The sequence below is a fragment of the Bacillus sp. MUM 116 genome (assembly GCF_001866655.1).
In the GTDB taxonomy this organism is placed as follows: Bacteria; Bacillota; Bacilli; order Bacillales; family Cytobacillaceae; genus Neobacillus.
On the sequence record NZ_MLYR01000066.1, the window covers coordinates 1 to 11,381 of the forward strand.

The window sequence follows — 11,381 nt, forward strand, 5'->3', positions numbered from 1 at the left end:
CAATTATATTTATATATATCCTTTAGCTTTTTATAAAATAATATAAGGTTAAAGTCTAAAGACATGATTTGATCATACGTGAACGTATGATAATACTTAAAATCAGGATGACTAACTAACCTAAACGCACACCTTACACATAAGATTGTTTTGTTACAAATCTTCAAATATTCACCTGGATAGTCTTCATTTTGAAAAACAGCAATTTTACATAAATCGCACTGTCTGTCTTATCGTACTTTTGATCTTTTCAAACATTTTATTAACCATACTGAAGATGGATATAAATAAGAATTTTTGGCCATGAAAATTTCACCACCACATTTTTATCTGGTGTGGTTTATTTAAAGTGATTCGACAAAAATTCAGGTGGTGCTATGTCACCACCTGAATTTTGTCGAAAATAAAAAGGATTTATTCCTCCCAATCGAATGATTTCATTTCTTTTAAAACCGATAGGAAGTATTCCCAATTATTGATTGTTGAAGGTATACTTAAATGTTCATTTGGTGTATGGACATTGTACATGTCTGGTCCAATCGAAATCGCGTCCAATCCCGGGATTTTATCAATCAAAATGCCGCACTCGATACCGGCATGCACAGCGATAACTTCGATATCTGCGCCGTGTTTCTCTTTGTATACCTTTTCAAATAGTTTACGAATCTTTGAATCCGGATTGTAGGGCCATTCTGGATAATCGTTTTCCATGATAAATTCACAGCCAAGTACTTCAGCTATTAATCGGGCCTTTTTGACTATATCTACTTTTAAACTCTTAACCGAACTTCTTGAATCACTAGCAAAATGCAGTTCTGTTTCAGAAGTAGTGACCACTCCCAGGTTGGTCGAACTCTCCACCAATCCCTCAATATCCATACTCATGCTTTGAATGCCGTTTGGAATAAGCATCAGCGAAGCAATTGCTTTTTGTTTTGTTTGCTCTGAAAAAACATGAGTAAACTCAAACTCCACATAATTTAGGCTAATATGTACCTCTGGGTCCGAAGTTTTCAGCTCGTATTGTAAAATAGTATTCCATTCAGCTATTTTTGCTTCTAATTTTTTAATCGAATTCTCAGAAACTAAAATAATTGCATCCGTTTCACGAGGAATCGCATTGGTAGCTGACCCTCCGTAAATTTTTTGCAAGTAATACGGAATCTCTGCTGCTAGGTCTGCTAAGAATCGACCGATAATCTTATTTGAGTTTCCTCTTCCCTTATTGATTGAAATCCCGGAATGCCCGCCTTTTAATCCTCGAACACTTATAGAATAGGCTGCTGTGTTCTTCGGTGCCTCCTCCCAAGCAATTGGAAGGCTTTGCGTTACTTTTATCCCGCCAGCACTGCTGACTAATAACTTATGATCCTCTTCTGAATCAATATTAATCAGGATTTTCCCCTTAAGGTCGGAAGGGTCTACCGCTAAAGCTCCTCCCATTGTTGTTTCCTCTTCGGTTGTAATAATAACCTCAAGGGCAGGGTGTTGGATTTCCTCAGAGTCCAATAAGGCAAGAGCATAGGCTACAGCAACACCATTATCAGCCCCTAACGTAGTATTTGTTGCATAGAGCATATCATCAACGATTCGTAACTGAATGGGATCCTTTTCAAAATCATGAACAGTGCCTGTGTTTTTTTCACAAACCATGTCCATATGTCCTTGGATAATCACAGTTGGTATATTCTCATAGCCAGGAGTGGCCGGTTTTTTGATGATTACATTTAATGCAGCGTCCTGTTTTACCTCTAAATGACGTTCCTTGGCAAAACGAACCAAATAATCACTAATGGCTTTCTCGTTCGCGGAGCCCCTTGGAATCTTTGAAATTTCTGAAAAAAAGTAAAATACCGGGTGCTGGATTAAATCCTCTAAACGATTGTACATTGTTTTCATCCTTTCAATTTTAATTATGGTCCATAATTAATTGCAACGGCAGAAATCATAAAAATAACTTCCATGGCCATGATGGTGATGAAAAGAGGCCATAAAAATTTATACCAGCGATCGACTGGGATGCCCGCTATTCCACAGATGACCACAACCGTAGAAGGCCAAAGCATATTTGCGAATCCGTCACCAAAAGAGAATGCTAGAACGGCAATTTGACGATGGATCCCAATCAAATCGGATAAAGGAGTCATAATCGGCATGGAAATCGTTGCCGCAGCACTTCCAGAAGGGACAAAAAAATTAAGCAGGGTTTGTACAATAATCATTCCGGCGGATGCGGCATAAGGAGATAGCCCCTTAATGGCATATGCCATATAATAGACAACCGTATCAATAATATGTGCGTCTTCTAAAATAACGAGAATTGCATTCGCCATTCCAATGATGAGGGCGGCATATATCATGTTTCTGCAAGCTTCAATAAACGTATCCGCCACTTCAGCGAGCGTAAGCCTGTTTACTAAACCAATGACAATCATCATGATGATGAATACAGCTGATAATTCAGGAAGGTACCAGCCAAATTTCACGGTCCCAGTAACCAAGGTAATAATCGTACAAACAAACAAACCTAAGCTAATCTTATGTGGAACGGTGAATTTTGTATCTGTTAGACCGCCTTGTACAATTCCAGATAAAAAGGGGAATTGTACATTCTTTACAATACTTTTTTCGGGATTTTCTTTTACCATTTTAGCATAGCGCATGACGAAGAATATGGAAATAGACATAAAGACAACAAATGCAATGGCACGAAAGGCAATACCCGAAAAAAGCGGGATGCCGGCAATTCCTTGGGCGATCCCAACAGTAAAAGGATTGGTAACGGCCGCAGCAAAGCCCGTGGTGATACTGACGTAAACAATTGCAACACCAACCAATGCATCATATCCAAGCGCAACTGTAATTCCCATCATGATTGGAATGTAGCCATAACTTTCTTCATACATCCCAAATCCTGCACCCATCGCTCCAAAGACAAGCATAAATACAGGAATAATCAGGCCTTCTTTTCCTTTCATTTTTCTAACGAGTGCGCCTATGCCGCTATTAAATACTCCGGTTTTAGTCAGAATAAAGATAAAACCATAGGCGAAAAAGAGATAAAAAATGATTTCCGCTCCATGCATCATTCCTTTTTGAATACTAATAAACATATTAAAAAAGCTAATAGGTGTTTGGTGCACAGTATGATAAGAGTCCGGTACAACTAGTGATCTTTTCGTAACAGGATCTTCAACCCTATCAAATTCACCTGCAGGAATAATATACGTGAATAAGGCGGTTAAGAGAATAATCATTCCCATAAAGACATAACTATGAGGCATTTGAAGTTTAAATTTCCTTTTGGCTGCCTGCTTATTTGGTTCCAGTAAAACAATTCTTTCCAAAATTAATCAACTCCTACTAAAATATTCATAATATTCAGTTAATTCAAAAAAAGATGGAAGTTAGATTCAAAGATAAAGATCGTTAACCATTATTAAATATTGACCCTGACTATGATAAAATATGGGTCATATACAAAATGTCTAATTAATAATACGTTGTTTCGATTGGAGTTAAACATTATGTCTGAACGGGATTTTACTGTTAGAGATATTATGAAACGGCCTCATTTCTGCGAGGCAAAAATTATTGCAGGGTATAACGGATTAAACCGCCATGTAAAATGGATTCATATTCTCGAAACTAATGAAAATCAAAGTCTCATTGATGGAAATGAGGTAATTCTTACAACAGGTCTGTTTTATAATGGCGATATCAATTCTTGTTTGTCTTTCCTTCAGGAGCTCATTCGGCAAAATGCTTCTGCTCTTTGTATTGAGTTAGGGGCGAATTTTTCATCCATCCCTGGGGAAATGATTGAATTAGCGGAAAGCTATGATTTCCCCCTGATTATTTTTACTAGAAAAGTTAAATTTGTTGAGATTACGAGTGATATACATGCATTATTAATTAATTCTAATGTAAAGGCTTTAAAGGAATTAGAAACATTTCACAAAAAATTATCGCAATTAAATTTACAATCAAAAGGTATTAGCACCATTCTGCAAACCTTTCATCAAATGCTTTCATTAAACATCATTTACTATCCTATAGATGGTGATCCTATCTTTTTACCACAGTTAAATTCAACTGATCAAAAAGAATGTTTAGAGTTATTTAGAATACAAATCGAGAAATGTTCTATTGATAGTACAGAACAGATGCAAAAAATCGTCAATCCGGAAAACATCATACTTTATCAACCAGTCATTGCGATGGGGCAGTGCCTTGCATATGTTGGTGTATGGATGGTTGAAAGGGAGGCAGATGAATTCATATCTTTATCATTAGATTATACTGTCACTGCCATCGCCCAGAATTTATTACGCCTTCTGTTCATTGAAGAGAGAAATTTCCACGAACAAAATATTCTGTTAAATGACATTTTGAACAACCGTATCCAAGGGGAGGAGCTGCTTCGTACAAAACTTGGCCTGTTCCCAAACGATATGCGTGACTTTTGCTTTTACTGTGGTGTTATGGAATGGGGGTTCCCAAGAGTGAATACAACCTATGAAGATTTAGGTGCCATGCAACAAAGCATTGTTGTTATGACGCGTAATATGATGAAGCGCCATTTCTTTCAAACTGTCATCCTTCCCTTGGGAAACCGGGTGTATTTCCTTGTTTATCAAACGCAAATTGATCGCAAACAAATGCGCCCTATACAGGAACGTATCGGTATAGCTGTAAATCAATTAAAACAAGCAGTTGCAAATTTACTAGAGAATCGGGAAATCTTTATGGGTATGAGTAACCCTGCCCATTTACTCACTCAAGCATATCAAGGTTTTCAAGAAGCAAAACAAGTAATTGAAATCGCAAAAATTACAGAATCAAATCCGAATCCGTTCTATGAAAATATGGGGATTTTTCGTATCCTGTTAAACATGAAAGATGAGCGAACAATCCCTTCATTCATCAATGATTATTTAGGCAAGGTAATTCAATACGACAAGGAGCACGGACACCAGCTCCTTGAAACGCTTAAGATATATCTAAATAATAATAGTTCTAAGCAGAAAACAGCCAAGGAGCTATTTATCCACCGCCAAACTCTGTATTATCGTCTTGGAAAACTGGAAGAATTACTTGGTGACTTAACCAATCCAGAACGGCGGATTTGTATTGAACTTTCGCTGCGGGCCTATGAGCTCAATCGCATGAATTTCTTTTAACACAGCTAGAAGGTACTCCCACGTTTTTAAGGTGGACGAGATGCTTAAATGTTCATTCGGTGTATGACTGTTATAAACATTAGGTCCAATGGATATGGCATCTAAGTCCATCCTTTCTAAAAATAGACCGCATTCAAGCCCTGCGTGAATGGCAATTGATTCGATATTTTCGCCGTATTTTTCCTTATATACCATCTCAAAAAGTGATCTGATTTTCGAATCCGGCTTGTACGGCCATTCTGGATAGTCATAGCCAAAGGTCACTTCGCATCCAAGAATACTTCCAAGCATTTTCATTTCATTGATCATCTTGTCCTTTAAACTTTTTTCAGAGCTTCGAATGAAACTTTCAAAAGTAATGGCTGTATCATGGGTCTGTACGACACCCAAGTTAGCAGAACTTTCTACTAATCCTGGGAAATCAAAGCTCATATTTTCTACGCCGCTTGGTAATAAAATCAATGCTGCAATGGCTTTTTCCGTCGTTTCCTTTGAAAATACTTTCTGACGAGCATCTTCTTCCTTTGTAACTTTAACAAGCACACGTTCCTCAGAGTGCCTTAATTCATTCTTAAGGATTTGGTCCCATTTAGCCACTTCAAATTCTAACTGAAGAACGTTGTGGGGATTAATTAGAACGAATGCCTCGGCCTCCCGGGGAATCGAAGTATCCTTTTTACCGCCAGCCAACCCTGCAAGGTTAAAATCCATTTTCGTAGATAAACTCTGTAAAATCCTGCCTAAAAGTTTGTTGGAATTCCCCTGGCCTTGATTGATATAGAGACCAGAGTGACCGCCTTTTAATCCGCTAATATGAATTCGGCAGAGCATTTTATTTTTTGCCGCATCTTCCCAAATGATAGGGAGCTTAAATGTGTTGGAAATCCCACCGGCACCACTAACCAATAATTTTTCTGATACGTCCGAATCCAGATTGATTAAGATGGTTCCACTTAAAAGGGAGGTGTCTAATTCTCTAGCACCTTTCATGGTCAATCTGCCTTCAGTAGTGAGGACTACCTCAAGATTCGGATGAGGAATTCGCTTAGAACCCAATAATGCAAGAGTGTAGGCAAGGGCAATTCCGCTATTTGCACCTAATGTCGTATCTGTTCCATAAAGCATATCTCCTTCAATTCTTAATTGAAGAGGGTCCTTCGTAAAATCATGTTCAGTATTTTCATATTTGTCCTCAATCATATCCATTGGCCCTTGAATCATTACAGTTGGGGCGTGTTCGTACCCCGGTGAAGCAGGTTTTTTGATAATAATATTTAAAGCCTGATCTTGGATGACTTCTAAATGATGATCTTTTGCAAACCGAACCAAAAAATCACTTATTGCCTTTTCCTGACCAGACCGCCTTGTTATTTTTGAAATTTCAGCAAAATAATGAAAAACGGTAAATTGGGTTAGTTCGTGTAAACTGCTAAACAAGATGGACACTCCTTTATCAACAACCTAAGCCCCTTCATTGTATCAAAAAGGAATAACGCCTTTCATCGTTTATTACAGCTTTACATTCAATTAAGCCTGGCGGACTGCCCTCCCTTCCTTAAATATATGTTATCAGAAGTATCGGACGATTCTAAATGTACAAAATGCTAAAGAAAAAACAGTAAAATTCATACAAAGTGTCAGAATAGAGAAATGAATTTTGTTGTATGAAAAATAAAGTTTTAAAACCGACTTGACTTATAGGAATTGTCAAATTATTATATTATTAATCTATTAGAGAGACAGAAAAGTAAAAAAATTCGGAGCCCTTGATATTTCAATGCGAGGTTTTTGAATTTTATATTTCTTAGTGAGGTGGATATGTTGCAACTTCAGGTATTAAACAGTCCGTTTAGTCAGGAGCAGGCAGAGCTCCTTAACCGTCTTCTGCCGACATTGACAGACCAGCAAAAGCTTTGGTTAAGCGGGTATTTGGCTGCTTCCCAGTTTTCAGTGCCAGGGGCTCAGCCGGCTGCTCCTCAAAATGCCGGTCAGACCATTTCCAAAGATGTAACAATTCTTTATGGTTCACAATCTGGAAATGCGAAAGGTCTTGCTAATAAAGCAGCCAAAACATTGGAAGGAAACGGTTATCTTGTGACAATTTCTTCCATGAGCGACTTTAAACCGAATAATTTAAAGAAGGTACAAAACCTTCTGATTATTGTGAGTACACACGGAGAAGGAGATCCGCCTGATAATGCGATGACTTTCCATGAGTTTCTACATGGCAAACGGGCACCAAAACTTGATGGACTTCAATTTTCCGTACTGGCTTTGGGTGACAGCTCTTATGAATTTTTCTGTCAAACAGGTAAACAATTTGATACCCGCCTCGAGGAACTTGGTGGAACAAGGCTTTATCCACGTTTTGACTGTGATGTCGATTTCGAGGAACCAGCTGCAGAATGGCTTGACGGGGTTCTTAGTAGCCTGAAAGATGCCCAAGGAGCAGGAGCAGCTGAAGCAGCCGCTGCTGTCAGTACGCTGCAAACAACTGAATCCGTATATTCTAGAACCAATCCGTTTAAAGCAGAAGTGCTTGATAACATCAATCTAAACGGGCGCGGTTCTAATAAAGAAACGCATCATCTTGAATTATCACTTGAAGGATCTGGCCTCACGTTTGAACCTGGGGACAGTTTAGGCGTCTATCCTGAAAATGACCCGGCATTAGTTGAGCTTCTTCTTAGTGAATTGAAATGGTCAAAAGAAGACCAAATAACCGTTAAACAAGGGGATGTGCGCACTCTTCAAGAAGCGCTCCAATCATACTATGAGATTACGACATTAACAAAACCGCTTCTTGAGAAAATTGCACCGCTTTCCACAAATGAGGAATTAAAAGAGCTAGTTTCGCAAGGAAATGTAAAAGAATATATCAATGGACGCGATTTACTGGACTTAGTTCGAGATTTTGGTCCATGGGGTAATTCTGCACAGGAATTCGTCTCGATTCTTCGTAAAATTCCAGTTCGTCTTTATTCGATTGCGAGCAGCTTAGCAGCCAATCCAGATGAAGTACATTTAACGATCGGCGCAGTCCGTTACGAATCACATGGACGTGAAAGAAAAGGCGTTGCCTCCACGTTTGTTGCAGAGCGTCTGGAGCCTGGTGACCAAGTATCTGTCTTCGTTCAGCAAAATGAGAACTTCAAGCTGCCGAACTCAGAAACACCAATTATCATGATTGGTCCTGGTACAGGAGTTGCACCATTCCGTTCTTTCATTCAAGAACGTGAAGAAACCGGTACGGAAGGAAAATCATGGCTGTTCTTCGGTGATCAGCATTTCGTGACCGATTTCCTATATCAGACGGAATTGCAAAAATGGCTGAAAAATGGTGTGCTAACAAAGTTGGATGTTGCGTTCTCAAGAGATACAGAAGAAAAAGTATATGTACAGCACAGAATGCTTGAGCAAAGCAAAGAACTTTTTGAATGGTTAGAACAGGGTGCAGTTGTATACATCTGCGGAGATGAAAAACATATGGCACATGACGTTCATAATACATTGATAGAAATTATCGCAAAAGAAGGCGGCTTAAGCCGCGAAAAAGCAGAAGAATATCTGGCTGAATTGCAGCAGCAAAAACGTTATCAGCGTGATGTATACTGAAATGCGTAAGCGCCTTGGGCAGCCCAGACCAGCATAAGACGAGCCGGCATGAAGGTTGCTCTTTAACCTTCTTGACGGATTGGCTTATGACTTGAGGGGCTAGGCGATGGAGCTAGACATACTGAGAGGAGTTTTTTCAAAAATGGTGAATCAAGTTTTAAAAGCGCCAGACGGTAATCCAAGCGATGTTGAGCGAATTAAAATAGAAAGTGACTATTTACGCGGCACGCTGAAAGAAGTGATGCTCGATCGAATCAGTGCCGGTATTCCCGATGACGATAACCGCCTAATGAAACATCATGGCAGCTATTTGCAGGATGACCGGGATCTTCGTAATGAACGTCAAAAGCAAAAATTGGAACCTGCGTATCAGTTTATGCTGCGTGTTCGTTTGCCAGGGGGGGTGGCGTCATCAGATCAATGGTTAGTTATGGATGATCTTGCTGAAAAATATGGAAACGGAACGTTGAAACTGACAACTCGAGAAACTTTCCAAATGCATGGAATCCTAAAGTGGAATATGAAGAGCACAATTCAGGGGATTAACGCTGCCTTGATGGATACAATTGCAGCCTGTGGTGACGTGAACCGGAATGTGATGTGTGCATCTAATCCATATCAGTCCGAAATCCATAGTGAGGTTTATGAATGGGCAAAAAAATTGAGTGACGATTTATTGCCTCGAACCAGGGCGTATCACGAAATCTGGCTGGATGAAGAAAGAGTGGCAGGTACTCCTGAGATAGAAGAAGTTGAACCAATGTATGGTCCGCTCTATTTGCCGCGTAAGTTCAAAATTGGAATTGCGGTACCTCCTTCAAATGATATTGATGTCTTTTCGCAGGATCTTGGATTCATTGCAATAGTGGAAGAGGGCAAACTAATCGGATTTAACGTAGCAATTGGCGGCGGCATGGGTATGACACACGGAGACACCGCAACCTATCCGCAGCTTGCAAAAGTGATTGGTTTCTGTAAACCTAGCCAATTGTATGACATTGCAGAAAAAACGATTACGATCCAGCGCGATTACGGCAACCGTTCTTCCCGAAAAAATGCTAGGTTCAAATATACGGTTGACCGCCTTGGATTAGAAACAGTCAAAAGTGAATTAGAAAATCGCCTTGGCTGGGGTCTTGGTGAAGCCAGACCATATCATTTTGATCATAACGGCGACCGCTATGGCTGGGTAAAAGGAATTAATGATAAATGGCATTTAACTTTATTTATTGAAGGCGGACGCGTTGCAGATTTTGATAATTATAAGTTAAAGACTGCCTTACGGGAAATTGCCAAGATTCATACAGGTGAATTCCATTTAACAGCAAACCAAAATGTAATCATTGCCAATGTATCGAGTCAAAAGAAGAAAAAGATCAACGATCTAGTTGAACAATATCACTTAACTGAAGGAAAGCAATATACGGCATTAAGACGCAGTTCAATAGCGTGTGTAGCTCTTCCAACATGCGGATTAGCTATGGCGGAGGCTGAACGTTATTTACCAAAGCTTATTGATAAAATCGAAACCATTGTGGATGAAAATGGTTTGCGCGATAAAGAAATTACCATTCGAATGACCGGCTGTCCGAATGGCTGTGCCCGACATTCTCTTGGCGAAATTGGCTTTATCGGGAAGGCGCCAGGTAAGTATAATATGTACTTGGGAGCTGCCCATGACGGAAGCCGTCTAAGCAAAATGTACCGTGAAAATATCGGTGAAGAGGAGATTTTAAGGGAACTACGGGAGATTCTTCCGCGATATGCAAAAGAACGCCTGGAAGGCGAGCATTTTGGAGACTTTGTAATTCGTTCAGGAATTATTAAAGCTACAACAGACGGTACAAATTTCCACGATTGAATGAATCAATAATAAATACTAAACTCGAAAATTATGAAACAGAATTTTGAGAATTTTTATAATTAGATTATTGACAAATCCTATGGGTATGGTAGGATATAAAATATAAACAAAATACTCGCTTATCTAGAGCGGCTGAGGGACCGGCCCGATGAAGCCCGGCAACCTACATTCGTAAGGTGCCAATTCCTGCAAAATGGAATCCATTTTGAAAGATAAGGTGTTACTTTGAAGTACAAACGCCTTTTCCAAATGGGGAGGGCGTTTTTTGAAAGGCGGCGAATCAGCTGAAACCATCTGAATGGGAAGAAGTTACTTCACATCTTGAGAAAATGTTGGAAACATTGAATTTCGGATCCATCACACTTGTTGTTCAGGATGGAAAAGTAGTGCAAATAGAGAAAAACGAAAAGGTTCGTCTACAAACCAATAAAAAACGCTGACTAGAAAAACTAGAGGCAGTCTTCACCTTAATTGGTGGCAGACTGCCTTTTTTAAAAAGGCTATTTTCGCATAGATTGTTGTTTTTCGTATAAGTTCATCAACCCGTATAACAAAACCCTTCGTGGCATCTTTTCGTAAGAACATTTGCGAAAATTGCCTAGAAACTTAAGTATTTGACCCTTATTAAGGTCCAGAAGCAACAAAGTTTACGAAAAGAGCCTTTTCTAAAAAAAATACTTAAGGCGGGCAAAATCTAAAAACCCGGCAAAAAATTTTTG

7 protein-coding genes and 1 riboswitch are annotated in these 11,381 nt (G+C 39.3%); of the genes, 4 read left to right on the top strand and 3 right to left on the bottom strand.

Annotated features, from left to right (window positions below; all coding sequences use genetic code 11):
- Positions 1 to 414: 414 nt before the first annotated feature.
- The gene (locus BIV60_RS16550) at positions 415 to 1,890 is read right to left on the bottom strand and encodes an aminoacyl-histidine dipeptidase (RefSeq protein WP_071356815.1); all 1,476 of its coding nucleotides are present in this window, start codon (positions 1,888 to 1,890) and stop codon (positions 415 to 417) included.
- Positions 1,891 to 1,913: 23 nt separating this feature from the next.
- A complete protein-coding gene (locus BIV60_RS16555; protein ID WP_083402290.1) occupies positions 1,914 to 3,347 on the bottom strand; it encodes a YfcC family protein in 1,434 nt (477 codons plus the stop codon).
- A gap of 180 nt (positions 3,348 to 3,527) precedes the next feature.
- Between BIV60_RS16555 and BIV60_RS16560 the strand changes: the two genes are divergently transcribed.
- Positions 3,528 to 5,183 (top strand): PucR family transcriptional regulator, encoded by a 1,656-nt coding sequence (locus tag BIV60_RS16560; protein WP_071356816.1) that lies wholly within the window; start codon positions 3,528 to 3,530, stop codon positions 5,181 to 5,183.
- On the opposite strand, the gene BIV60_RS16565 is transcribed toward BIV60_RS16560, so the two are convergent.
- Complete coding sequence (locus BIV60_RS16565) at positions 5,106 to 6,620, bottom strand: aminoacyl-histidine dipeptidase (protein WP_071356817.1); 1,515 nt, start codon at positions 6,618 to 6,620, stop codon at positions 5,106 to 5,108. The two genes, BIV60_RS16560 and BIV60_RS16565, sit on opposite strands and share 78 nt — an antisense overlap.
- A gap of 384 nt (positions 6,621 to 7,004) precedes the next feature.
- On the opposite strand from BIV60_RS16565, the gene BIV60_RS16570 reads away from it, so the two are divergent.
- The 3 genes from BIV60_RS16570 (at position 7,005) to BIV60_RS28555 (ending at position 11,102) form a co-directional block, all read left to right on the top strand.
- A complete protein-coding gene (locus tag BIV60_RS16570) occupies positions 7,005 to 8,798 on the top strand; it encodes an assimilatory sulfite reductase (NADPH) flavoprotein subunit (protein ID WP_071356818.1) in 1,794 nt (597 codons plus the stop codon).
- A 142-nt stretch (positions 8,799 to 8,940) separates the two neighbouring features.
- Entirely contained in the window at positions 8,941 to 10,659 is a 1,719-nt protein-coding gene (gene cysI / locus BIV60_RS16575) for an assimilatory sulfite reductase (NADPH) hemoprotein subunit (protein ID WP_071356819.1), read from the top strand.
- A 119-nt stretch (positions 10,660 to 10,778) separates the two neighbouring features.
- A riboswitch (SAM riboswitch) is annotated at positions 10,779 to 10,881 on the top strand.
- A gap of 65 nt (positions 10,882 to 10,946) precedes the next feature.
- On the top strand, positions 10,947 to 11,102 hold the full coding sequence (locus BIV60_RS28555; protein ID WP_256218441.1) for a YezD family protein: 156 nt from the start codon (positions 10,947 to 10,949) through the stop codon (positions 11,100 to 11,102).
- Positions 11,103 to 11,381: the final 279 nt, after the last annotated feature.

Bases quoted from the DNA above. Each gene is read 5' to 3' on its own strand.
- cysI (WP_071356819.1), top strand. From the start codon at position 8,941: ATGGTGAATCAAGTTTTAAAAGCGCCAGACGGTAATCCAAGCGATGTT.
- BIV60_RS16550 (WP_071356815.1), bottom strand. From the start codon at position 1,890: ATGTACAATCGTTTAGAGGATTTAATCCAGCACCCGGTATTTTACTTT.
- BIV60_RS16560 (WP_071356816.1), top strand. From the start codon at position 3,528: ATGTCTGAACGGGATTTTACTGTTAGAGATATTATGAAACGGCCTCAT.